General features: G+C 47.6%; 22 protein-coding genes and 2 pseudogenes. 20 read left to right on the top strand and 4 right to left on the bottom strand.

The genetic code is table 11. The features are described 5' to 3' along the window. Positions 1-44 precede the first annotated feature (44 nt). From ABEW73_RS20805 to ptsP, 5 genes are all read left to right on the top strand, one after another. Positions 45-1037: a phosphotriesterase family protein gene (locus ABEW73_RS20805; protein WP_430167934.1), complete on the top strand. Its 993-nt coding sequence runs from the start codon at positions 45-47 to the stop codon at positions 1035-1037. 14 nt (positions 1038-1051) lie between these two features. Beyond that, positions 1052-1810: a creatininase family protein gene (locus tag ABEW73_RS20800; protein ID WP_430167937.1), complete on the top strand. Its 759-nt coding sequence runs from the start codon at positions 1052-1054 to the stop codon at positions 1808-1810. Positions 1811-1846: 36 nt separating this feature from the next. Further along, positions 1847-2581, top strand: a complete 735-nt coding sequence (locus tag ABEW73_RS20795; protein ID WP_430167940.1) for an SIS domain-containing protein — start codon at positions 1847-1849, stop codon at positions 2579-2581. A gap of 190 nt (positions 2582-2771) precedes the next feature. Further along, the gene (locus ABEW73_RS20790) at positions 2772-3041 is read left to right on the top strand and encodes an HPr family phosphocarrier protein (RefSeq protein ID WP_076321605.1); all 270 of its coding nucleotides are present in this window, start codon (positions 2772-2774) and stop codon (positions 3039-3041) included. Beyond that, positions 3041-4804 carry a phosphoenolpyruvate--protein phosphotransferase gene (ptsP, locus tag ABEW73_RS20785; protein ID WP_430167942.1) on the top strand — a complete coding sequence of 588 codons (1764 nt, stop codon included), beginning with the start codon at positions 3041-3043 and terminating at the stop codon, positions 4802-4804. The genes ABEW73_RS20790 and ptsP overlap by 1 nt, the downstream gene beginning before the upstream one ends. Before the next feature lie 243 nt (positions 4805-5047). On the opposite strand, the gene ABEW73_RS20780 is transcribed toward ptsP, so the two are convergent. After that, on the bottom strand, positions 5048-5440 hold the full coding sequence (locus tag ABEW73_RS20780; protein WP_430167945.1) for a hypothetical protein: 393 nt from the start codon (positions 5438-5440) through the stop codon (positions 5048-5050). A gap of 255 nt (positions 5441-5695) precedes the next feature. Here ABEW73_RS20780 and ABEW73_RS20775 point away from each other — a divergent pair, with 255 nt between their 5' ends. The 4 genes from ABEW73_RS20775 (at position 5696) to ABEW73_RS20760 (ending at position 10526) form a co-directional block, all read left to right on the top strand. Beyond that, positions 5696-6373, top strand: coding sequence for a response regulator transcription factor (locus ABEW73_RS20775; RefSeq protein ID WP_430167948.1), 678 nt, complete (start codon positions 5696-5698; stop codon positions 6371-6373). Further along, positions 6370-7737 (top strand): HAMP domain-containing sensor histidine kinase, encoded by a 1368-nt coding sequence (locus ABEW73_RS20770; RefSeq protein WP_430167950.1) that lies wholly within the window; start codon positions 6370-6372, stop codon positions 7735-7737. The genes ABEW73_RS20775 and ABEW73_RS20770 overlap by 4 nt, the downstream gene beginning before the upstream one ends. 297 nt (positions 7738-8034) lie before the next feature. Beyond that, entirely contained in the window at positions 8035-9003 is a 969-nt protein-coding gene (locus ABEW73_RS20765; protein WP_430167953.1) for a hypothetical protein, read from the top strand. A 1046-nt stretch (positions 9004-10049) separates the two neighbouring features. Further along, positions 10050-10526: a GNAT family N-acetyltransferase gene (locus ABEW73_RS20760; protein ID WP_430167956.1), complete on the top strand. Its 477-nt coding sequence runs from the start codon at positions 10050-10052 to the stop codon at positions 10524-10526. A 43-nt stretch (positions 10527-10569) separates the two neighbouring features. On the opposite strand, the gene ABEW73_RS20755 is transcribed toward ABEW73_RS20760, so the two are convergent. Next, a complete protein-coding gene (locus tag ABEW73_RS20755) occupies positions 10570-10887 on the bottom strand; it encodes a hypothetical protein (protein WP_430167958.1) in 318 nt (105 codons plus the stop codon). Between the two features lie 437 nt (positions 10888-11324). Here ABEW73_RS20755 and ABEW73_RS20750 point away from each other — a divergent pair, with 437 nt between their 5' ends. The 4 genes from ABEW73_RS20750 to ABEW73_RS20735 all read left to right on the top strand — a co-directional run bounded on the left by ABEW73_RS20750 (position 11325) and on the right by ABEW73_RS20735 (position 16089). Continuing rightward, complete coding sequence (locus ABEW73_RS20750; RefSeq protein ID WP_430168248.1) at positions 11325-12257, top strand: ABC transporter permease; 933 nt, start codon at positions 11325-11327, stop codon at positions 12255-12257. 16 nt (positions 12258-12273) lie between these two features. Continuing rightward, positions 12274-13185, top strand: coding sequence for a carbohydrate ABC transporter permease (locus tag ABEW73_RS20745; protein WP_430167961.1), 912 nt, complete (start codon positions 12274-12276; stop codon positions 13183-13185). A gap of 52 nt (positions 13186-13237) precedes the next feature. Beyond that, positions 13238-14851 carry an extracellular solute-binding protein gene (locus ABEW73_RS20740; protein WP_430167964.1) on the top strand — a complete coding sequence of 538 codons (1614 nt, stop codon included), beginning with the start codon at positions 13238-13240 and terminating at the stop codon, positions 14849-14851. Between the two features lie 221 nt (positions 14852-15072). Then, the gene (locus ABEW73_RS20735) at positions 15073-16089 is read left to right on the top strand and encodes a glycoside hydrolase family 130 protein (protein WP_430167967.1); all 1017 of its coding nucleotides are present in this window, start codon (positions 15073-15075) and stop codon (positions 16087-16089) included. 67 nt (positions 16090-16156) lie between these two features. Here ABEW73_RS20735 and ABEW73_RS20730 read toward each other — a convergent pair whose 3' ends face one another. Beyond that, positions 16157-18481 (bottom strand): helix-turn-helix domain-containing protein, encoded by a 2325-nt coding sequence (locus ABEW73_RS20730; protein ID WP_430167970.1) that lies wholly within the window; start codon positions 18479-18481, stop codon positions 16157-16159. A 217-nt stretch (positions 18482-18698) separates the two neighbouring features. Here ABEW73_RS20730 and ABEW73_RS20725 point away from each other — a divergent pair. Further along, positions 18699-18845 (top strand): annotated as a pseudogene (locus tag ABEW73_RS20725) (hydroxylamine reductase); the annotation flags it as partial. Between the two features lie 120 nt (positions 18846-18965). Here ABEW73_RS20725 and ABEW73_RS20720 read toward each other — a convergent pair. Then, the gene (locus ABEW73_RS20720; protein ID WP_430167972.1) at positions 18966-19307 is read right to left on the bottom strand and encodes a winged helix-turn-helix transcriptional regulator; all 342 of its coding nucleotides are present in this window, start codon (positions 19305-19307) and stop codon (positions 18966-18968) included. 106 nt (positions 19308-19413) lie between these two features. On the opposite strand from ABEW73_RS20720, the gene ABEW73_RS20715 reads away from it, so the two are divergent. The 6 genes and pseudogenes from ABEW73_RS20715 (at position 19414) to ABEW73_RS20690 (ending at position 23337) form a co-directional block, all read left to right on the top strand. Continuing rightward, positions 19414-20328 (top strand): arginase family protein, encoded by a 915-nt coding sequence (locus ABEW73_RS20715; RefSeq protein ID WP_430167974.1) that lies wholly within the window; start codon positions 19414-19416, stop codon positions 20326-20328. 93 nt (positions 20329-20421) lie between these two features. After that, a pseudogene (locus ABEW73_RS20710) lies at positions 20422-20793 on the top strand (DUF2975 domain-containing protein); the annotation flags it as partial. 10 nt (positions 20794-20803) lie between these two features. After that, entirely contained in the window at positions 20804-21028 is a 225-nt protein-coding gene (locus ABEW73_RS20705; protein ID WP_430167976.1) for a helix-turn-helix domain-containing protein, read from the top strand. Positions 21029-21330: 302 nt separating this feature from the next. Beyond that, entirely contained in the window at positions 21331-21621 is a 291-nt protein-coding gene (locus tag ABEW73_RS20700) for a hypothetical protein (RefSeq protein ID WP_430167978.1), read from the top strand. A gap of 115 nt (positions 21622-21736) precedes the next feature. Continuing rightward, entirely contained in the window at positions 21737-22294 is a 558-nt protein-coding gene (locus ABEW73_RS20695; protein WP_430167980.1) for a hypothetical protein, read from the top strand. A gap of 299 nt (positions 22295-22593) precedes the next feature. Then, positions 22594-23337: a YggS family pyridoxal phosphate-dependent enzyme gene (locus tag ABEW73_RS20690; protein WP_430167983.1), complete on the top strand. Its 744-nt coding sequence runs from the start codon at positions 22594-22596 to the stop codon at positions 23335-23337. Positions 23338-23347: the final 10 nt, after the last annotated feature.

Here is a 23347-nt window from a genome sequence, read left to right as displayed (position 1 = left end):
GTCCGGCCAAGTTCTTATTTTATAGAGAGTGGAGGAGAAACGATATGGGCTTTATCCGTACTTTACATGGAGATATCAGCAAAGAGGAGCTGGGCTTTACGTATTCCCACGAACATATCGTATGCCGCCCGGCCTACTGGCAAGAACGGGGAGAGGACGATTTGCTGCTGGACGATAAAGAGAAGTCCAAGCGCGACGTTCTTGATTTCAAACAACACGGCGGACGCTCGATCGTGGACGCTACAGCCATCGATTATGGGCGGGATGTTCAGGCGGTACAGGAAATCGCAATTGAAACCGGCATTCACATTGTAGGGACGGCGGGATTCAATAAAAGCTTTCTATGGGACGCCAAAATCAAAGAGGAGCTTAAACCGCTGATCGGCCATTATGAAACCTACGCCCAGTGGATTGAAGCAAAAAGCATCAACGAGCTTGCGGATTTCGTCATCCGGGAGGTAGAAGAAGGGCTGGAAGGCACGTCTTTCAAAGCAGGTCAGGTTAAATTCGGGACAGGCTATAACCGCATTACGCCTCTGGAGGAGAAGACACTGCGTGCTGTAGCGCGCGCTCATCATGAGACGAAGGCCCCCATCCACTCCCACACCGAAGTTGGCACCATGGCTTTGGAGCAAATCGAGCTCCTGAAGAGCGAAGGTGTGGATCTTTCTTTTTTGAGCCTGGGACATATGGACCGCAATCCCGACCCGTACTACCATGAGCAGATCGCCTCAACGGGAGCTTACATGAGCTTTGACGGTATCGGCAAAATCAAGTATGCACCGGAAAGCACCCGAATCTCGCTTATTCTGGAGCTTGTCCGCAAAGGCTTCGAAGATCAGATTCTCATCAGCGGTGATACCGCCCGGAAAACCTACTACAAGCATTACGACCAGGGTCTCGGTCTGGAGTACATTATTTCCAAATGGGTGCCGCGCTTTGTGGATGAGGCGAACCGGAGCGGCTTTGATGGACAAAAACTGGTGGAGAAATTTTTCGTAAGCAATCCGACCAACTGCTTTTCATTTAAAAAGTAAGGGGGGCGCCCACTATGAAATTCGAACTCGAAAATTCGGTTGAGGTGAAGGATAAAATTCGCCAACTCCACGCTGCCATACTTCCTATTGGTGCCGTCGAAGCGCATGGTCCCCATCTGCCGCTGGGTACCGATAACCTGCTCGCGACCAGACTCGCGGACAGATTAGCAGAGCGGACGGAAAGCTTCGTTCTGCCGACCCTGCCTTATGGACAGGTGTGGAGTCTGCGCAATTTCCCTGGGAGCATCAACGTCTCGAACGAAGCGCTCATCCGGCTGCTTGCAGATATCGGTGAAAGCTTGTACCAGCAAGGATTCCGTATTTTCGTCATGGTCAACGGCCATCTCGGCAATGCGGTTGCGTTGAAGGAAGCTGCGAGAATGTTATACGAACGGGTGCCCGAACTTAAGGTGTTCTATTTCTTTTATCCTGGCACGAAGGAAGTAACGGCATTGGTACGGGAAGCTTCGGCTGCACACGCGAGCTATATGCATGCCGATGAAATCGAAACATCCTACATGCTCTATCTCGCGGGCGAATATGTGGATATGAGTAAAGCGATCGATGGCGCCCCGCATATCCCGATCGAAGCGGATTGCACGCCAACACCGTGGGAGGAAATGACTTCCTCTGCCGTACTCGGGGATGCAACGCTGGCAACGAGGGAAAAGGGGGAGAAGATTATCGAGCGGAGCCTGGAAGTGATGGCCGAGATGGTGCTCCGGGCTAAAAGAGCATTGTCAACGGATCATCAACTGGAAGAGGACAGATAACATTGTAAATACAAGAACAACGAGGTGAAAGAGACGATGATGAACACCTATTTTGATGTGATTGGCGGGTTGTTAGACAAAGTCCGTACCGAGCAGGCCAAGTCGATCCGTGAAGCGGCAGAGAAAGTGGCGACCTGTATTCAGCAGGGTGGTATTATACATTTATTCGGCTGTGGCCATTCGCATATATTGACCGAAGAAGTCTTCTACCGAGCAGGCGGACTCGTACCGATTCGCCCGATCCTGGTAGAGAAGCTGATGCTTCACGAAGGCGCGGTCCGTTCGTCAGAGCTGGAAAGACAAAACGACCTTGCTGTCGAATTTATGAAGGAGCAGGATATCCGCGAGGGCGAGGTTGTATTCGTACTGTCCACTTCGGGCCGAAATCCCGTTCCTGTGGATGTCGCTTTGATGGCGAAGGAGAAGGGGGCCTTTACTGTAGGCATTACCTCACTGGAATATTCCAAAAGCATGCCATCCCGGCACAGCAGCGGCAAACATCTGGCCGATGCCGTTGATCTGGTGATCGATAATTTCTCGGTCAAGGGAGATGCCGTATTGAGCCATCCGGGCCTCCAGGTGCCTTTCACGCCGAGCTCGACGGTCGTCGGGGCCCTCATATTGAACTCCCTGTTCGCCGAAGCTATTGAGATTATGATTGAACAAGGCTTCAAGCCCCCTGTATTTCTCAGCGGAAATATCGATGGTTCCGATGAACACAACAACGCATTGGTTGAGGCTTATAAAGGACGGATCGCTTTATTGGCATGATCAGTATGTACAGAGCGAGTAAAGAAAATATACGAGGTTTGACATAGAGCCGGATCTTGAATGACAAATAAAACAGCCGCCTGGCAAGGATTGAGCAGACGAACGCAGGATACGGAAGAGAGCAGCCGTAACTTACGATTTCTGCAAGCGAATTGCTTCGGCAGGCGGTTACAGGATGAGGAGGAAAGACATGTTTGCACAAACCGTAACCATACAGAATGAGCAGGGCTTTCATGTCCGTCCAGCTCAGCTTTTCTCGGAAAAAGCAGGACAGTTTGGAGCAGAGGTTCATCTGAAGACTAGCGAAGGACGCTCCGCGGATTGCAAAAGCATGCTGGAGCTGATGACGCTCGGCGTTGAGCAAGGAGCTGTCGTGACCATCGAAGCTAACGGAGATGGAGAACAAGAGGTAGTCGAAGCGCTGATACAGCTAGTTGAAAGCAAGTTTGGTGAAGCCTGATGAAGAGGCAGCATATTCAAGGAATCGGCGTATCGGGGGGAATCCGGATCGCTAAGGCATTCATTTACAAGCCTTCGCAGGGGACCAGCAGTGATAGCAGCCTTGAAGATAAGCTTATTCCGGATACCCCGGCCGCAATCGATGCAGAGCTTATCAAGCTCCGTGAAGCCAAAGCCGGCTGCGCGGAACAATTGGAGGAACTGACGGAGAAAGCGAAGGAAGCCGTGGGCGAAGAGCAAGCCGGCATTCTTTCGGGACAGCGTAAGCTTCTGGACGATCCTGCCTTCTATCCGAAGATGGAGGCAAGAGTCCGAGAGAAGCTGGAGCCAGCGCCAAGAGCCGTTGCCGAAATTGTGAGCCAGGTCGCTTCCATGTTGGAAGGCATGAACCATGATTATATGAAGGAGCGGGCCGCGGACATTCGCGATATCGGTAATCGCCTTCTTACCTGTCTGTCGCCAGGGCAATCGTGCAGCTTTACGGGAATCACCGAACCGGTTATCTTGGTCGCCGACGATTTGGCGCCTTCGGATACGGTACAGCTGGACCCTGCTTTGGTTATCGGCTTTATCACTCGAACAGGAGGAGCGACCTCGCATACCGCTATTCTTGCACGGTCGCTCGGAATTGCCGCTATCGTCGGCGCAGGTGAAGGCGTCGACGGCATAGAGGACGGCGATACGCTCGTCCTTGACGGCTCAGCCGGGCTGTGCATTGCCCGGCCGCATGAGGCAGAAGCGGAGCAGTATCGGCTCCGCATGCTGCAGGACCTCGAGCGCAGACAGTCGCTCGAGGTATACGCGGCGCGTCCGGCAGTGACCGCCGACGGCGCGCGCGTGGAACTCGCGGCGAACATCGGCAGCGCCGCGGAAGCCGAGAACGCCGTCCGGCAGGGCGCGGACGGCGTAGGGCTGTTCCGCACGGAGTTCCTGTTCATGAACGCCCCGGCTATGCCGGGCGAGGAGGAGCAGTTCCGTGCGTATCAGGAAGCGGCCCGGATGATGGAGGGCCGCCCCGTGATCATCCGCACGATGGACATCGGCGGAGATAAGGAGCTTCCGTATCTGCAGCTGCCGAAGGAAACGAACCCGTTTCTGGGCTATCGGGCGATACGGGTAGGCCTGGTCCGCCAGGAGCTGCTTCGCACACAGCTTAGGGCGGTGCTGCGGGCCAGCGCCTTCGGTACGGTGAAGGTGATGTTCCCGATGATCTCGGGCCTGCAGGAATGGAGACAGGCGAGAGCCATCCTGACGGATGTGCAGGCGGAATTGAGGCAGGAAGGCGTCCAGTTTGACGAGAAGATGGAAGTTGGTATCATGGTTGAGATTCCCTCAACGGCCGTGTTGGCGGGACTATTCGCGAGCGAAGTCGATTTCTTCAGCATCGGTACGAACGACCTCGTCCAGTACACGGTTGCGGCGGACCGCATGAATGAACATGTCGCGCACCTGTACGATTATTTCCATCCAGCCGTGCTTCAGTTAATCCGCACGGTCATTGAGGCTTCCCACACGGCCGGTAAATGGACCGGCATGTGCGGCAGTATGGCGGGCGATCCGCTGGCGGCACCGCTCTTACTCGGACTAGGTCTTGACGAATGGAGCATGGAGGCCGGCGGTCTCAGCCCGATGAAGGAAAGGCTCGCTAGCCTGGATCGTCAGGAATGCCGCGAGCTGGCAAAGCGCATTCTTCGCCTCGATACGCCCCAAGCGGTTCGTCAGGCGCTGGAGGAATTTCATCACGCCAAACAAGCAGTGGTATAGATTGCGTATTCACATGACTGGCCAATACAGCAGGTTTTGAGGGTGTTCTCAGAAGTGGTATGCCCGTACGAGTGATCGCTAGTTTGGGTCAAATAGATGCTACAAATAAAGAAATGGCGGTACAGGGGATTCTCCAGTGCCGCCATTTCTTTGTTTACAGCTATCTAAGATTTGGGCGCAGTTATAAACGCTTGATATACCGAGCGGGTTCAACTTGTGGCAAAGCAGCTCAAATGCACGTATTTACCCTTTACGACGCAGTGCCTTGGCAATAACGCCTACGATTAAACCCCAAACCGCATTTACCGCAAAGACACTTACCAATGCCAGCGGATTCGTTAATGGACCTTGCAATGTTCCATCGATAAGCGGAGAGGCAATCCCGCTTATAATGATAGCAAATAAGGCATAACTCAAACCCGCAAAAACAAGAATGACAACGGGATAAGCCGTTCTTTTGATTAGAACGATCATGAGCCAGACCAAGGAGATCAGGACCGTCATCAGAATGCTGCCGAATGCTTGGCCGATCAGGTCCATAATCCCAGTCATTTTCATAATGGGTCTGATAAGAGCCAAAGCGCCCAGTCCGAGAATAAGAAGCAGGTTTTCTTTCACAATATCCATTGTTTTCATATCCAATCAGTTCCTCTCTAATGTTGTGGATGATGAAATCGATAAGCCAAAGTCCGATTCATCCCCCAACAAGTATGATGATTGCCGATGCCACGTGCTTTCAGTTCCCGGCTACTGATAAGATTAACAAATCCATGTTGTGAACTTATGACGATGCTTTGTGATTTACTTGAAATTTTCGATGGATTTCCCGATCTCTTGACAGTGATAGTATGCTAGACTACCTATATATTACTTGTAGGAGTCCATCAGACGATGAAGACATTTACGATCTTGTACATTGAAGACGATCAGGAAATCGGTTCCTGGTCCAAGGACTTTTTAATCGGTCAAGGCTATGAGGTCATATGGAAGAGTTCAGGCTACGATGCGGAAGAAGCCATGGAATGTTGCGATCTGGTCATTTTGGACATCATGCTTCCAGGTCTGGACGGATTCACGGTCGGTCAGCGGTTAAAACGAATCAACCCCGCCGTACCTATCCTGATGCTTACGGCCAGAACTGCAATCGAGGATAAGCTTACCGGTTTGTCTTTTGCCGATGATTATATGACAAAGCCGTTTCATCCGGATGAGCTGGCTGCCCGGATTCAAGTCCTCCTCAGGCGTTCTGTCGCTGTGGAACCGGAACTGTTTCAGATCCGGCATTTGAGCATCGACCGAAAAGGAAACCGTATATGGAATTCCGAAACTGGGGAAGAGATTGTGCTTACAGGTAAGCAGTTCCATATATTCATGTATTTCCTGGACCACCTCAATCACATATTGACCCAGAAGCAGATTTATGAAGCCGTTTGGGGCGAACCGCATCTGAACGGAGATAAAACGTTGAACGTGCATATCCGTCATCTGCGCGAGAAGATCGAGCTGGATTCAGGCTCCCCCCAAATAATCGAGACGATCCGCGGTGTAGGATACCGGGTGCGATCATGAGGATCCGCGGCTCGTTAATGAGCAAATACCTGATCTTTATTTTGACCGCCTTACTGCTATGGCCGATTATTCCGGCCCTGTTTTATTTACCTGGTTATATGCTCAGCGATCATCCAGTATATCGGCCGGAAGAGATAACCCGCATGTGGCAACAGGAAGCAGCCAACCTGGATGGTGCAGGAAGGGATAGGATTAATACTAGACTGTGGGAGTTGAACGAGGACTATCCGCATGCTGAGATATTCTGGGTGGACCCATCAGGGAGGACGAACGCAGTCGAGGACCTCTCAGAGGATATACCTGAGCAATGGACTTATCAGGATATTCTTTCGATTCGAGCGCAAGACCGTAATCAAGAAATGCTGGTCTTAACCTCTCTCATCGGAAACGATCCGAAGCAAGGTTTTATGGTGATGCGGGTCCCGGAATCCCATATCCTTAATGCAGAAATGTCGCTTTCGGGAAACTTGCCCCTAATCTTTCTGTTTTTAATGATCTGTGTATGCTTCTTTATGCTGTCATGGCTGTTCTTCATTAAGCTTCGCAAAAGGCTGATCAGGCTACAAGCAGCGATGACCGTAAACGGATTGAAAGAAATACCGAACGAAGTCACGATTATGAAGGACGACGAGATCGGAGAACTTGAAGGCTCGTTTAACCGGATGGTAAAGGAGCTCAAAGAAAGTCAAAAACGGGAGCGGGAGGAGGAGGAACTGCGTAAGCAATTCATTTCAACGATTTCGCACGATCTTCGAACTCCGTTGACTGTCATCCGGCAACATGTCCATACCGTTCGCAAGAACCCTGCTTCTCCCCAGGGAGAGGTTTCACTTTCTGTCATCGAGCATAAGCTTGATGACATTAGTAATCTGATGGACAACCTTTTGTCCTACACGCTGTTATCGGCTGGAAAGTATCCGCTGCACAAGCAGCCGCTTGATATCGTAGAAGAAGTCCGGAATCGAGTGGCTCAGTGGTATCCGGTATTCGAGACTAAGGAATTTGATGTCCATGTCGAGCTTCCTGATCAGACGTTAATATGGGATGTGGATCCATTGTGGTTTAACCGCATCCTGGACAATGTGTTTCAGAACGTGGTACGCCATGCGGGAGCAGGTCGGTACATCGGCATTCACATGATTGATCGTGAGATGCAGCTGATGCTCGTCATCAACGATAAGGGTCCTGGCTTCTGCAACGAGTCACCTGAAAAAGGCGCAGGGATCGGTTTGTCCATTGTATCGATGATGGCCAGGGAGATGGGTATGCAATGGGAAATGAAATCTGACGCAAACGGAAGTGCGTTTTATATTTGGAAGGATAGCGGCTGCCGTGTTATAACGAACGGGACAGATAAGCATTGAAGGCAACGGTAATGTAGTTAGTGTGACATAGTAATCAAGCTGAGGTTATTACAACTTCATATTCGTTTCCTTTTGAAGACCATGGAAGAAGCTGCGTTCAAGTCGCTCAGAGTGACTTATGCGCAGCTTCTTTTTTTGAGTGTTGACATACATACCTATATCGGAAAGAGAGCTCTACGGCTTCTCATCAACGAATTTAATCCAAACTTAAACTTGAGGTCACTTTGTTTTTCGATTAGAGAGGTAGAATGGGATGTAAAGTGAAGGTAGGGTTATGGAGGAGGTAAGTTAACCAACATGAAGATTGAACATAGGAAAGTTTCAGCTGAGCTCCAGGCAGCGCAATGGATGAAGATGCGTAGAGTTTGTGGTTATGGCGCTGCCATAGCGGTGACGCCGTATTTATTGATTAAAATGGCATGGACTCTCGGTTACTTCATACCAACCGCGCACATGGGTGACGTTAGTTGGCGTGCGATCAACGCAGCTACCGCAGTGCTTGCGGCGATCGGAATTCTACTGGCAATGGCGTTCACCAGGTCGTGGGGCGAACGTCTGCCTGCATGGCTGATTGTCTTCCCCGTATGGGTTGGTACGGGTCTGCTCGTTCCCATGCTGGCCTTGGCACCTGTGCTGGGACCGGCGGCTATGACTCGGGATCAGGAGGCAGGGGCGGCCGATGTTTGGGTGTACGAACAATTCTTCGTCATGATCTCGCTCGTTGGCATCGGCATTTGTCTGCCTCTCGCCTTCGCAGGGTATGTGAAGTCACGGTGGCCGGAAGCGTTAGGTGATTCGATTGACTATAGCAGGTTACCGGGTAATACTTGGAGATTGCAGCAAGCATTGTCCAGGCTGGTTGGAGCCTGCTGTATCCTGTTAGGTATCATTAAGGTGTTCTGGGCTGCTGGAGGTACCCTTGGCCTTGACCCGGTTAGACTGGATGATCGTGATGTGTTGTGGCATCTGCTGACGTTTAGTACCGGAGCGTGGTCCATCGCGGGGGCGTGGGGATTGCTGGTGCTAACTTCCCGCCGCGGGCCGCAGCGATTTCTGTACCCGATGGCAGCGGCATGGATTTCGTCGGGCATGCTGTTCTCATATAATCTCTTTTCCGCTATTCGTACCGATTCCCAGTTCTCGCCAGAATACCCGCTGCTGCGGATGCTGACCACTGAGGCCGGTGTCATCTTAGGCGTAATGATGATCATGATCATTCTGTTCGTTCTGCATGATCGACGACGAGCCCTATGCGCACAGTCATAAAGCTCAAACTTTAACTTCTTCCCGGATCGGAAGAGGCGATCCGTTGGAACATGTCCATGTTGATCGCGATATCGATTCGAAACAAAAAACCTATTTTCCCGAAAGAGCTGGAAATGACAATACCGATTCAATAATGTAAACGTCGGCCAATTGATGGGAGTGTGCACTGAAGTGTCGGTGTGCATTGCTGTATGGGGTGTGCACTGAAGTATGCAGTTTGCACTGAAGTATGCAATTCGCACTGAAGTATGCAATTCGCACTGAAGTATGCGGTGTGTACACTGATGTTTGCGGACAGGAGGTCCGCTATTTCCCAACAAATGTACCAAATTCAAGGATTCGCGGACACAGGATCCGTTATTCTCGGCTTTTTCCTGATTTTGCGGTGATATGCGGGGAATAGGGGAACTTGTGTCCGCTTAACCTTCTTTTTAGCACTTTTTCTTACAAATAGCGGAATCACGGTCCGCTCGGAGTTGTTCTATCAGCTTCTTCCTCATATCCCCCCTAAAGTATGATTGGTTTCCCAGATGGGTTTTCAACAATATCACAACTTTATGGGGGTCACTTCATTAAAATGTTATCTTCAGCCTCTGCTTTTATATGTTCTCCGTCTGCACTATCGCCTTCGCCGCTGATCCCCTTAACCTTTACCCTTTCCAGGACCATTTCGGTCAGTTTTATGTCCCCAATCGACATGGTTAGCGGCAGCCTGAAGGTTATAGTCTATCCAACGAGTTAGCAGAAAGCGCTGGAATAGATCAATAAGTGGCAACGATCATAATGGATACCTTCCATCTAAGTTATCCATCTGGCTGAGCCATCTACAGGAATGCTAACGGGGAGCTTATATTAACAACAAATAAACCGGCACAAGGATGTGCCGGTTGACTGATATTTCTGATACCTAAAAATGCCATAGATACATGATAGTATATAAAAAAATTCAATATAAGTCTATTACTTTTTTTGGGTAAATTGTATGTTATATAAGCGACCGCGGCGCAAAACGAATGAAGCCAAGATAATGAGGGGAGAAGTATTGGATGATTACACTCAGAAAAATCACGTTAGAAAACCGACGTGCCATATTTAATCTGGAAGTTTCAGAAGATCAACGGCGCTTCGTTGCGTCTAATCTGTCGAGCGTGGCTTCGTGTTATGTCCTTGCAACCAATGAGGGGCATCCATTTCCATTTGCCATTTACGCGGATGAACAGCCGGTCGGTTTTGTTATGATTACTTATAGAATCACCGGGTACGAACTCCCGACAATCGCAGACGACAGCTATTGCATCCTGCGGCTGATGATTGACAAACAATATCAGAACAGAGGCTATGGTCGGGAAGCCATGACAAAAATCTTGGAATTTATCCGCACCTTTCCGGCAGGACCTGCACATTACTGCTGGATTTCTTATAAGGCTGATAATATAGCCGCCCAAAAGCTTTATGAAAGCTACGGCTTCCGTGACAACGGCGAAAGCATCGGAGACGAGTTAATAACTGTGTTACGACTCTGATTCACGGCTTCAATGGATCAACCTTTGAAGAGGCTGTCCCAAACTAACATGGTCTGATGGCCACCACGATGAATGAAAATGTCTTGGCCTGCGGATCTGTATGTTCCATAATATCTGTTCGCTCGAGAAAACCAATCGATTGATGAAAAAAACAGCAATAATAAGGAAATGGCGGTGCCAGGGATGTAATCCCTGCACCGCCATTTCTGGCTTTTGGTCTATTGCTGCCTTCTTGAGCAAATTGTGGGCGAGCGAAAGCTACCCGACTCAAGGCTCCGTACCTTCTCTGCAGTTTGAGATGATCGCTAAGCCGCTTATCGGCTTCATTCAAATGCTCAATAATAGAGGCTGGCAGGTTCATCAGATTCTCCTCCGAGCTTGGTATCTTATTTGGTCCTTCCTTGTTCTCGTGCGAGTTGTTCGGTGTTCGAAGGCCATGTTCACACAACACTTGATGGAGCACAATATGTAACTTATGAAACTGGATAATAGGTTCATAATTCACACATTCTCAACATCATATATGACAATGATCACGGAGATTTCAATGAGAAAAAAGATGATAGCAGCGGGATTACGCCGGACAGACGGATGACAATGCACATCTTACACATTTACGATGTCATGCTGTCTTCACTACACTTTGGAATGTAAGCGTTACCTGTTAATCACTGAAACGTGATGTACGTGAGTGAACCAGATAACCTGACATAAATCGATATGTAAGAAAGGAGGGGAAACATGAAGGGAAAAAGACTACTTGCTGTGATATCCGAAAGACGTTCCATCCATCGCGAAATGAAGCCGCCTAAACCAGGTGTAAACCAAACGTCTCTTGGTAAAAGAATTAGGGTGAACTGGGAACTCTATCTGTTCTTGGTACCGGCCTTACTGTATTTCCTTGTATTTCACTATGCCCCGATGTATGGTATCCAGATTGCCTTTAAGAACTTTATCCCTAGCAAAGGCATCATGGACAGCCCATGGGTGGGCTTCGATCATTTCGAGCGTTTCTTCAATTCTTACTATTTCTGGGATCTGCTCTGGAATACGTTCAGCCTCAGCTTCTACGAGCTGTTAATCGGGTTTCCGTTGCCGATCATCCTGGCACTCGCTTTCAACGAAATCCGGACGGGTCCCTACAAGAAAATAGTCCAGACCGTTACATATGCGCCTCATTTTATATCCGTTGTTGTCATGGCGGGTATGATTATTACCTTCTTATCGCCATCCACAGGCATACTGATCCAATTCATCAAATGGATGGGCATTGATGCGCCGAACTTTCTGTCGGATCCGGCTTGGTTCAAGACCGTATACGTTCTGTCCGGGGTCTGGCAAAGCACCGGATGGGGGACCATTATTTATCTAGCTGCGCTGTCTGGTGTCGATCCCCAGCAGCATGAAGCCGCGATCGTGGATGGCGCCAGTCGTTTCAAACGATTGTTGCACATCAACCTGCCGGCCATACTCCCAACGATCACCATTTTGTTGATTTTGAACATGGGCAATATTCTTACGATTGGCTTCGAAAAAATACTGCTGCTGCAGAACTCACTGAATATGGAGTCTTCCGATGTCATTTCAACTTATGTCTACCGGACCGGTCTGGTAGACGCGCAGTACAGCTTCTCGACAGCCGTTGGCCTGTTCAACTCCGTTATCAACGTCATTCTACTGGTAACGGTCAACCGGATTGCCAGACGCACCAGCGAGAACAGCCTATGGTAGAAAGGGGGAAAGTACATTGGTTACCGCTATGAAGGAATCGAAGTGGGACAAGATTTTTCTTGGCAGCGTCTATATCTATTTATCCATCGCTCTGATTGTTGTTCTTTATCCGCTCGTTTATATTCTCAGCGCATCGATCAGCAGCCCGCAGCAGGTGAATTCGGGAGCGATGTGGCTGTTTCCCAAGGAAATTACCTGGGCCGGATACCAGCTGGTCTTCGAAAACCCGAAGATTTGGAACGGATATCTGAACACGATAGTCTATACTGGGATAGGAACGCTGTTGAACCTGGCCGTAACACTGCCTGCAGCCTATGCGCTCAGCAGGTCTGATTTGGTCGGTCGTCAACTGTTCTTGGGATTTATTCTGTTCACGATGTTTTTTACCGGAGGGCTTGTGCCAACGTATCTCGTAGTCCGGAATTTGGGGCTGATCAACACGATGGGGGCGCTCATTCTTCCCGTAGCAGCATCGGTATGGAATATAATTGTTGCCCGGACGTTCTTCCAGTCGACGATCCCGAAGGAGCTGCAAGAAGCGGCATATATGGACGGCTGTACCAACCTGAAGCTGTTCGTCCGCATTATTCTGCCGCTGTCCGCTCCGATTATTGCAGTCATGGCTTTGTTTTACGGGGTCAGTCACTGGAACAGCTATTTTCCGGCTCTGATCTATCTCAACGATGAGAGCAAGTACCCTCTGCAGATGGTACTACGGCAAATTCTGGTTCTTCAGGAAATGACGGCGGAGACGACCGGCGCCGCACTCAGCGGGGATGCCGCCAGGGCAATGAATTCCAAAGCCGAAACCGCATCACTGATCAAATACGGGGTTATCGTCGTATCGACACTGCCGATTGTGGCTCTCTATCCTTTTTTACAGCGATACTTTGTCCAAGGGGTCATGATTGGCTCTGTAAAAGGATGATGAAAGCGTTTTATAAATTATGAGCTTGAGTATTCAAAGGGAGGAAATATGGATGAAGATGACAAGTAAACCTTGGAAGCTGGTGTTGACGGGCATGACGGTTCTGTCTCTGCTCGCCGGATGCAGTTCGGCCAGCGATACGACTACTGGATCGAAGTCAACAGAAGCAGCCGCAGTGAATAAGGAAGGCTACCCGATTGTTAATGAACCGATAACGCTGACGATGATGGCACCTGATGTCGGTGTTCAGAACTGGCAGGATATGATCGTTCTGCAGCAGATGAAGGAAATGACGGGCATTTCCTTCCGATACTTAAACGCACCGAAGGACAGCTTTGATACGAAGAAGAACCTCGTATTTGCCAGCGGCGATTACCCGGATGTCTTCTATGCGGCAGGTTTGACGCCGGCCGAACAGATGAATTATGGCGAGCAGGGAATTCTGCTTCCGCTTGAGGAGCTCATCGAGGAATATGCTCCGAACTTCAAGGCACTGATGGACGAAATCCCGGAGATCCGTAAATCCATTACAGCACCTGATGGGCATATCTACTCCTTGCCTGCGATCGATTTAAGCCAGCATTGGTATCGCAACCCGCTGTGGTACAACGGTGATTTCGTGGAGGCCTTGAATATCGACAAGCTTCCGGAAACGACCGAGGAGCTCTTTACCTTCCTGAAGCGAGTAAAAGAAGAGGATCCGAACGGCAATGGTGTCGCCGATGAAATCCCGATCTCTTCCGTATCGACAGCTACGACCAATGCTCGGGATATTCGTACTTGGCTTCTTGGCGCTTTCGGCGTCTATGAAGACGAAATTTATGTGGATGATGAGGATGTTGTTCATTATACCCCGATAGAAGAGGGCTTCAGAGAGTATCTGATCTATATGAACCGTCTATGGAAAGAGGATCTGCTTGACCACGAAAGCTATTCGCAAACCGCAGAACAGAAAAAGGCCAAGGCACAGAACAATCAGGTGGCCCTGTTCTCCGACTGGCATGCCTACATGACCAAAGGGGGAGAACCGTCCACCAAAGATCCTATGTTCGCTCCGGTAAAAAGCGATTTGGTAGACAAGCCTGCTATCGCCAAGAATAGAGGGATAACTACAGGAGCTTTTGCCATCACGATTACCAATCCTGCCCCTGAAGCATCGATGCGTTGGGTGGACTACCTTTACTCTTATGAAGGATCGCTCTTTTTCAACAAAGGACCAGAAGGCAAGCTGTGGGAGTACACGGATGAAGCTAATCGTGTAAAGCGCTATCTGCCTGTTCCAAACGGTATGGAAATGGAGGATTACCGTGCGACGTTGACTCCAAATTACGGCATTCCGGCTCCTACCATCAACACGGACGATATTAATAAAGGATTGAAGACCGACTTTGATCTGTGGGTTGAAAAGGAAACGAAGGAAAAGCTGCTTGACCGCGGAGCCAGACCTCCGTTCCCTGCCTTGTTCCTGACCGTTGAAGAGCAAACCGAGATCAACAGTCTGAACTCTGATCTGAGCACGTATGTGCAACAGATGGAGGCGAAATTCGTTACCGGAGCAGAACCATTGTCAAATTGGGATAAATACCTGAACACGATGAAGAAAATGGGTGCCGACCGGGTCGTTGAAATCTACCAAGGTGCATATGACCGCTGGAAGTCGAATTAAATATAAAATTGTGCCTTGCAGAAACTCACAGAGAAAGCCGGGCAGCTCATCCAGCCTTTCGGCTGCCTGTTATGAGAGGAAGCCGGATGGAGATGTCGAGATGACAAAGTTGTTAAAGAAAAGGTGGCCTGGGGAGGTGAAGGTTCCTCCTCAGGCCTACCTATGAATTCAAGAGGGCCTGATTAAATCCTGAATATCATTCAAATGGGGAGGCTTAGTCTATGAAAATTACGAGACATCCGAACAATCCGATCGTCGTTCCGGGGAAGTACGAATGGCGTAAAGTCACCGTATTTAATCCTGCGGTTATTATAGACAACGGCAAGTTTTACATGATCGAGCGTACCGCAGGCTCGCTAACGCCTTGCAAGAATTTTTTAGGACTGCTGGAGAGTGAAGACGGAGTGAATTTTACGCACGTAAAAGACGAGCCGATCGTGACTCCTGACATGCTGGGCTTTCCATATGGAAGCGTCCAGGATCCGCGGATTGTCAAAATTGAGGGCACGTACTATTTAAATTATGCCCTTAGGCCTTGCGCCATGAGTTACTATCCGACAGGAGCGGGCATACCGGAGCGTTCGATTCCGAAATATCCAGACGGGTGGGGGGAGGAGGAAGGCCACTGGCTCACTCGCTCTTCGATTGTGAAGTCGGACAATCTGATCGACTGGGAATTCGTTGCCGATACGACACCACTCGACATAAACGACCGTGACAACATTTTGTTCCCTGAGAAAATTAACGGAAAATATGTATTACTGCGCCGTCCGGAGGAGTACGTGGGTTCGGCTTACGGAACGGACAGCGCGGCGATATGGATTACGTACTCTGAGGATCTGGTTCACTGGGAAGAGCCGAAGCTTTTGGCCAAGGCCGAGAATCCGGCGTGGGAATCCAGGAAAATCGGCGGAGCAACGCCGCCTGTGCGAACAAGTAAAGGCTGGCTGGTCCTTTATCACGGCGTTGATGATCAGGTCGTTTACCGTGTTGGGGCGATGCTTCTTGACCTGAACAACCCTGAGAAGGTCATAGCAAGAACGAAGACTTTCATTATGGAACCAGAAACATACTATGAGAAATTCGGTTATCAAATTCCGAATGTTGTGTTCCCGACAGGAAATGTGGTCAAAGACGGTCTGCTCTATATCTATTACGGTGTTACTGACACTGCAATTGCACTGGCTACCGTGCCGATCGATGAGTTGGTAGAGTATATCTTGAACGAACCGCAGTGAGTGAAGCGTTAGTGAAGTAAAAGCATCCGGGCCCTTTCGAGACAAGATCTCCTAAAGGGCCCTTTTGTTATATATCCAGCCTATTCGAGCGATGTTGTTTGCGATACTGACCGGGCGTTAGCCCGGTTTCTTTCTTGAATTTGCGGATGAAATTGGGTGCATCCAGGTAGCCCACCTGTTCGATGATTTCCTTCAGGGGAGCGCTTGTCGTCACAAGCAGCCGAATGACTTCTTCCGTACGCCTCTTCCAGATATACTGCGAGAAACTGATCCCGGTCTTCTCTTTAAAGCTGCGGCTTAAGTAAGAGGTAGAGACGGAAAATTTAAGGGCAACATGCTCCAGGCTGAGCGTATAGTCGGCAAACTGCTGATTCACATAATGTACGATATCATCGATCAGCTTAGGCGCCGCTCGCTCATGGTTCCTCTCAACCTTCTGGCAAATCTCTGTCGACAGCGACAACAGTTTGTCCTTAAATTCCTCCAGCGTCTCAAACGACGTATAGTCCGAGATGTTGCTGAATGCTTCGTTCATTCCGACCTCAGAAGCGGTCCGAAGCAGCGCGTTCAGCAGATCGAAGCAGATGCAGCGCAGCAGATGAATCTGCTGCGGTTCGCTCCGGATGGTCTCCATCATCTCGGCGATTATCTGCACAGTCACCGACTCGTTGCCTTGCTTTAGGCTCTGCTCTAGCTTGAGCAGCGACTTTCTTGGAAGCCACACTCCTTTGGGGACAGGATAATTCTGCTCTGCCAACTGGTCAAAATAGGTGATGCGGCTGCTGCCCACCATGCGGTGCTCCAGAGCGGTTGCGGCTTCGATGAAGGATTGGTTTAGTTGCCCCAAGTCACGGTAAGGCGTACCTACGCCCATGCTCGGAACGAGCCGAGTATTCTCGGAGATCAATGACTGGACCGCACGGATGATCTGCTCCACCCGGATCTTCAGTGAATCTTGACCAGGGTCAGGAAGTGAAACGATCAGCGCGAATTGATTATCGGCTGAGAATTCAACGCCATAGATATTCGCATGAAGTCCTGTTGGTTCAACATGGCCGAGAATCTCTTGTATCTGTTGACGCTCATTCTGGAAATCCTCGGCCCCATCGGCTTCTTCCCAGGACAGAATCACACAGAAATAAATGACTTGTTCTTGAGGAGTTTCCAGTCCTGCTCCGGCGATCATTCGCTCGATTTCGGGATCATCTGGCTTGCCGTGCTTGAGCAGAAGCAGCATGCATTGGTTGCGCACGAAGGGCTCCTGCATATTGATTCTTGCGCTGTAATCGTGAATGGTCTGACGAATCCATTCCCATTCATTTCGCGTTTTTGGCTCTGGGGCATCGCTGACTCTGAGTTTGGCGAATTCCATCAGGTCCTTAATCGGGTGATATTGGCGTCTAGCCAGTACAAAAGCGGCGATCACTCCGGTTACGACTGCGATGCCAAACACCAGCAGAATGAGCGTCTGTACATGAGCGACCCGGCTGAAGAACTGGTAGCTTGGCATGATGGTCATGTAGTTCCAGCCATTCTCCAGGGATTTGACGGATACGACGGAATACATGTCATTATTCAGGGAGAGATTGTGTATGCCGGCATCAAGCGTAGCCAATGTTCCGAGATGCTCTTGAGACAAAGATACGCCGTGATGGTTGGCTGTAAGCACTTCATCATTCTGGTTAAAAATGTAGCTGCTCCCGGTGAAATCGCTGAGCATGGAATCCATGACCCCAGTAAGATTGGACTCTTTCACCATATATATGACGCTTCCGTAGGGATAGGGAGCATTGGGCTTGATCGGTACGATTACAGTCAGCATCGCCTCCTGCCTAGAGCTGTTGATCGTAACATTCTCGGCAGGCCGTATTACCATCTGATTCGTTTCGTTCAGAGCAACGATTATATCTTCCAGACGCCAGTTCTCATAACGATAAAAGGTATCGAACGCAACGTTAACATTCGTCAGGCCGCGGTAAGAATAGATAACCGGGTCGTTATGATAGTATAAGAAGATGTCTTCAATGATGCTGTTGTTCGCCTTATAGTTGGCCAAAGCTTGAATGGCTTCCACCCTGTAATAAGAATCATGAACCATATAAGGGGTTAAGCGTCTGTCATAAGCGATACGGCCGGAAATCTCTCGAAGCTCTGCGATACGGGAGTCGATGTTCATTTTGACCTGGTTCAATTGATTAATGTTGGATAGCTCAATCTCGGAACGAAGTCCGTTGACAGCGCTATCATAAACGAACATGGTTACTCCCGTCAGGGGAATCAGAAAGATCAGAATATAAGACAGGGCGTATCTTAAGAGCAGCTTCGACTTAAAGTGATTCCAGTTTATTTGGAAAGCGGATACGATGCATGATTTGAGCTTGTGAATCGTCATTTGGGTGAATCCTCCATTGCATTCTTTCATGTCTTGCGATAATCCGATTTCATCAACTACGATATGCTGTCCAAACATTATATCATTATAATGATGTAATTTGACGAATATGAAGAATAAACTCATAAAATTACTCTTTAAAGTATCCTCATTTGAAGGGGAATATTAGCAAAGACTGGTATGATCAGCGCAGGATATTCGAGGAGTTTCCAGGTGCAGCCTGGGCATCCAAGATATCCGAATTGGACCGAAACCGCCGGAGTTCATCTCCAATGGTGTACTGGACATTCTGGTCGATATGTTCGGCTTGAAGCTGATTACAACGGCCGAGGAAAACATGAATGCCATGCTGGCGTTGTCATAATCATTCAAATGGCAAGATAAATTAAACGGCCTTACCCTAATGAAATTTAGGAGTAAGGCCGCTTATTTGACTCTTTTGGAAATGGGGGTACAGGGGTGACCTCTCTGGGATCGCCATTTTTTAATGATGTTGGTTTTTTGCTCCCCACTCACATAACTGTTCCAAGATGGGTAATAGCGTTTCTGCTTTATCTGTAAGACTGTATTCGACTTTTGGCGGAACTTGAGGATACTCTTTGCGTGTCACCAGACCGTCCGCTTCCAATTCTTTGAGCTGTGAGCTCAATGTTTTGTAAGTAATTGCTCCTATTTGCCTTTTTAGATCATTAAAGCGAACCGTTTGATTTTCTGCCAAAAGGTACATAATAACCATTTTCCATTTACCACCAATAATTGAAATGGTGTAACCAAAAGGTGTATCTTGGATATTTTTAACTTTACCTTTAAATTCCGCCATACTCATACTTAACACTATCCTTTCGGGTAGTACCTATCATAATTGTGCGTACTATTTATTTATTTGTGCTCAGTCTATACTAACCTTACTTTAATGTAAAGGAGAGAAACAAATGACTAAAAAAACAATACGCCTGTTAATGCCACAATGGCAAGGGGGAAACAACCCGAACTACTCTTTTGGAGCCGAGCTGCTTGCTTGGTTAGCTCCGGACAGTGATCAGCCCCTTATTCATGTACCTGTTCAAGCTTATGATGGAACTCCGCTTGAAAACGAGGACGGTATGAATGGAAGAAAACAGCTGCTTGAACAGCTAGAGGCTGCTCATCATCTTATTGAAGCTCATCAGCCGGATCGCATCGTCATGTTTGGCGGTGATTGCTTAGTTGAACAAGCTCCATTTGCCTATTTAAACGAACGGTACGGCGGGGAATTAGGTATAATATGGATTGATGCTCACTCTGATTTAGTCAATTATGTCGGTTATGATAACGGACACGCATTACCTCTCGGAAATCTTTTGGGAGAAGGAGATGAGGAGTTCGCAAAACATGTGAAAATCCCGCTAAAACATGAAAACGTCTTTATTGCGGGATTAGCGGCTCCTACAGAAGAAGAAGCTGCAGTGATATCTGAAGCGTTTCAAAGACTAGGTGTTGTTCTTACAGAACCAGACACGGAAATGATCCAAAGGCTTGGTATTCGAACTGCCGGAACGAAAGAATTGGCGAGCAGCACTGAATCTATAAAAGAATGGATCAAAGAAAGCGGCATTAAGCACCTGGCTATTCACCTTGATTTAGACGTACTTGATCCACAGGCATTTCGTTCTTTATTATTCGCCCACCCTGAAGAACCCTTTAATTTATCTCCTAAGGGAACCATGCAAATGCCTCAATTAGTGAGTTTGATTAAAGAATTATCTGAATCGACAGATGTCGTTGGGTTAGGTATAACAGAGCATTTGCCGTGGGACTCTATTAACTTGAAGAAACTCCTTGGAGAAATACCCATTTTAAATAACTAAAGTTCTAAAAGAATTTTAATTGAACAACGAACTGCATAATAGAAAATACACTCCGCACCCTAGTTTTAGGGTGTGTTTTTTTATGGTAGCAAGTGCTATCCAGATCATACTTATTTGAAATATCTCGTTCTCATCGATTTGTATGCAGCCGCGATACCTTTTTATTTTGCTTTGTATCAGGCTTATAAGCTTATAGGCTATATTGATAAAAACAAAGCTTTCTCGGAATTATCCGTACGCGTTCTAAAGAATATAAAATACTGTGCAGCTATAATCAGCAGCTTGTTTGTGGTAGTCATGCCGCTCTTCTATCTGATCGCGGAGAAAGACGATGCCCCAGGTATTATACTCATCGGAATAGCCCTGATTTTTGCGTCCATGGTGATTGCCGTTTTTGCTGCTGTTCTTCAAAAGCTTCTACAAGAGGCCATTGATATAAAATCTGAAAATGATTTGACAGTCTGAGGTGATAACTATGGCGATTATTATCAATATTGATGTGATGCTGGCTAAACGAAAAATGAGCGTAACCGAACTTTCGGAGAGGGTCGGAATAACCATGGCTAACCTCTCTATATTGAAAAATGGAAAGGCCAAAGCCATTAGGCTTTCAACTTTAGAAGCCATTTGCAAAGCGCTGGAATGCCAACCTGGTGATATTTTAGAATACAAAAGTGACGAGAATACGCAAGGAACATAAGCAGAGATCTGAAAAGTCGCCATGTTGGCGCTTTTTTTGTGATTCATAGCTGAGGAGATGAATGTCTGATGGGAAACTGCAGCGAATCCTTAAACTGACGGGCAGTTTAGTTTGCGAAGCAGTCAAGGATCGCTGCTCCTAATATGTGGTAATATTGTTGTCAAGAACAATTGAAGAGGGGGTGAATACTTGATTCGGGGAGTAATTATCGAAGGTTTTTTTGTTTTAATAACGAAAACGATAGTTCAACGACTAAGAGTATTGAATCATCTATGGTGTGTACATGAGGAGGTTAAGGTTTGATGGACGACTGCAATGAGGGAAATGCTCGGGAAAATAGTGAGATTGAAAATGATCAATGGATCAGCGAAGTGGATCCGATTCTTCATATGATGATCGACAAGTTAGGTGTAGCATATGGCATCGTAAGGGAAAGTAATAACCATGAGGAACCGACGTGCTGGAATATTCGTATCGAAGATTCTAAAACCATACTTTCCTCAACCATTTTACTAGAATATATGAGCCGAAATAAAAACTTGAAAGAAGCGTTGTCTCTTTTTATGTGCGATCGGTTTCCTCACTTCGCTTAACCAATGCAACATCCACGTGTATAGATATTCAACTAACGGCCAGGAGAGCGAAGAGTAAGTTAACGTTGCAACTTATGGAAATTAAGATCGTCATATAATGAAGGGGGAGAATATGATGATTCTTTTAAGAAGTATATTGATTGTACTATTCGTTTCTCTAATCGGGTGTCAGCAAAATACGACCTCAATAGAAAACCTCACAACTGAATCAGGTATAGAAGGTTTTGTGGAGCCAGAGCCGTCGGATTGGGTGAAATATATAACGCCAGTCAGAGAGTACATGTATTATAGAACACAAGCCGTGGTTAACAAGGATATTCATATTTTGTGGGAACACTACCCAGATCTAAAAGAAAATATTGACCACAAGCAAGGAGTCAATATGGAGAAATATGAGGTTGAATCCTTAAATCAAAATGTTAATTTGTTGGATGCCAATTATAATATTGAAGGTTATGAACGAATTAAAGTGAAAACGATAAACGATAATAAAGTGGAAGTTCTTATTCATGCAAGTATGATTTATTTGAGGGATGATTTTGATGAGTCCGGAGGGGAATATTTAATTAAGCTCTTCTTAGAACATAAGAACAATCATTGGACTGTCGTAAAAACCGACGAATATACTTTACCAGAATACAAAGAATGGATGAAGGAAAAGGAACAGATATAATCCCTTGTTAAGCCTATCTATTCATAAGATAGTAGAAAAAAACGAACCATTCCTATCAGGGAATAAGTTCGTTTTTTTTCTTTCTAAGATGTTGAAACGGATTGCGCGCTTTTATGGATTGCTCGATTACATCAGTTTTGGATATATATCCACAATCCATCTGTTGATATACTAGCGTACACATAGAGAAGGAGGAAAGTCGAATGGCTCTAAGAAGTGGATGACAACTGGACTTAATTTTAATCAGCGTGCAGGTTGTCTGAAGGACTTGTACGTGCAGCAGAAAGAGGGGATAAGACATGGAGCATTTCGTTGAAGAGAATCTCAAAACCGTGAAGCATCAGATGGAATTGGCTTGCCAAGCCTCGGGTCGCCTGATAGAGGATGTGAAATTGTTGTTGGCAACCAAAACCGTTCCGCTTGAAAAATTGCAAATGGCTATACAAGCGGGGGAGACTCTATTTGGGGAAAACAAAGCACAAGAACTACGGGGCAAATTTCCACTTATGCAGCAGTACAATCAGGTGGAGTGGCATTTTATCGGACATCTGCAAACCAATAAAGTGAAGGACGTTGTCAAGTATGTTACGCTCATTCATTCTGTGGATCGTTTGAAATTGGGGCAGGCCCTTCACCATCAGCTCGTTAAAGAGAACAAAACCATGGATATTTTGGTGCAAATCAACACGTCCTATGAAGAAAGCAAATTTGGTGCTCCTCCGGAAATGGCAGTGGAGTTGGTGGAACAATTGTCCCAGTTCGAAACGTTACACGTGAAGGGCTTAATGACGATTGGTAAACTGAATGCAACAAACGATGAGACCCGGCACTGCTTCCGATTATTGAAATGTATTCAAACACTAATTAGAGAGAAAAAGTTTCCGCGTGTCGAAATGGATATCCTCTCGATGGGCATGTCCGGTGATTTTAAGGTGGCCATCGAGGAAGGGGCTACCATCATCCGCGTAGGGACAAGCGTATTCGGCCAACGTTACTTGCCGGACAGCTATTACTGGAACGAACACGCGCAACAGGACGATTAGGAGAAAGGCA

Source organism: Paenibacillus lautus (genome assembly GCF_050482385.1).
Lineage (GTDB): Bacteria > Bacillota > Bacilli > Paenibacillales > Paenibacillaceae > Paenibacillus_AQ > Paenibacillus_AQ lautus_B.
This window is presented reverse-complemented; position numbering and strand designations above follow the sequence as displayed.

Bases quoted from the DNA above. Each gene is read 5' to 3' on its own strand.
- ABEW73_RS20805 (WP_430167934.1), top strand. From the start codon at position 45: ATGGGCTTTATCCGTACTTTACATGGAGATATCAGCAAAGAGGAGCTG.
- ABEW73_RS20800 (WP_430167937.1), top strand. From the start codon at position 1,052: ATGAAATTCGAACTCGAAAATTCGGTTGAGGTGAAGGATAAAATTCGC.
- ABEW73_RS20795 (WP_430167940.1), top strand. From the start codon at position 1,847: ATGATGAACACCTATTTTGATGTGATTGGCGGGTTGTTAGACAAAGTC.
- ABEW73_RS20790 (WP_076321605.1), top strand. From the start codon at position 2,772: ATGTTTGCACAAACCGTAACCATACAGAATGAGCAGGGCTTTCATGTC.
- ptsP (WP_430167942.1), top strand. From the start codon at position 3,041: ATGAAGAGGCAGCATATTCAAGGAATCGGCGTATCGGGGGGAATCCGG.
- ABEW73_RS20780 (WP_430167945.1), bottom strand. From the start codon at position 5,440: ATGAAAACAATGGATATTGTGAAAGAAAACCTGCTTCTTATTCTCGGA.
- ABEW73_RS20775 (WP_430167948.1), top strand. From the start codon at position 5,696: ATGAAGACATTTACGATCTTGTACATTGAAGACGATCAGGAAATCGGT.
- ABEW73_RS20770 (WP_430167950.1), top strand. From the start codon at position 6,370: ATGAGGATCCGCGGCTCGTTAATGAGCAAATACCTGATCTTTATTTTG.
- ABEW73_RS20765 (WP_430167953.1), top strand. From the start codon at position 8,035: ATGAAGATTGAACATAGGAAAGTTTCAGCTGAGCTCCAGGCAGCGCAA.
- ABEW73_RS20760 (WP_430167956.1), top strand. From the start codon at position 10,050: ATGATTACACTCAGAAAAATCACGTTAGAAAACCGACGTGCCATATTT.
- ABEW73_RS20755 (WP_430167958.1), bottom strand. From the start codon at position 10,887: ATGAACCTGCCAGCCTCTATTATTGAGCATTTGAATGAAGCCGATAAG.
- ABEW73_RS20750 (WP_430168248.1), top strand. From the start codon at position 11,325: ATGAAGCCGCCTAAACCAGGTGTAAACCAAACGTCTCTTGGTAAAAGA.
- ABEW73_RS20740 (WP_430167964.1), top strand. From the start codon at position 13,238: ATGAAGATGACAAGTAAACCTTGGAAGCTGGTGTTGACGGGCATGACG.
- ABEW73_RS20735 (WP_430167967.1), top strand. From the start codon at position 15,073: ATGAAAATTACGAGACATCCGAACAATCCGATCGTCGTTCCGGGGAAG.
- ABEW73_RS20730 (WP_430167970.1), bottom strand. From the start codon at position 18,481: ATGACGATTCACAAGCTCAAATCATGCATCGTATCCGCTTTCCAAATA.
- ABEW73_RS20720 (WP_430167972.1), bottom strand. From the start codon at position 19,307: ATGAGTATGGCGGAATTTAAAGGTAAAGTTAAAAATATCCAAGATACA.
- ABEW73_RS20715 (WP_430167974.1), top strand. From the start codon at position 19,414: ATGACTAAAAAAACAATACGCCTGTTAATGCCACAATGGCAAGGGGGA.
- ABEW73_RS20705 (WP_430167976.1), top strand. From the start codon at position 20,804: ATGGCGATTATTATCAATATTGATGTGATGCTGGCTAAACGAAAAATG.
- ABEW73_RS20700 (WP_430167978.1), top strand. From the start codon at position 21,331: ATGGACGACTGCAATGAGGGAAATGCTCGGGAAAATAGTGAGATTGAA.
- ABEW73_RS20695 (WP_430167980.1), top strand. From the start codon at position 21,737: ATGATTCTTTTAAGAAGTATATTGATTGTACTATTCGTTTCTCTAATC.
- ABEW73_RS20690 (WP_430167983.1), top strand. From the start codon at position 22,594: ATGGAGCATTTCGTTGAAGAGAATCTCAAAACCGTGAAGCATCAGATG.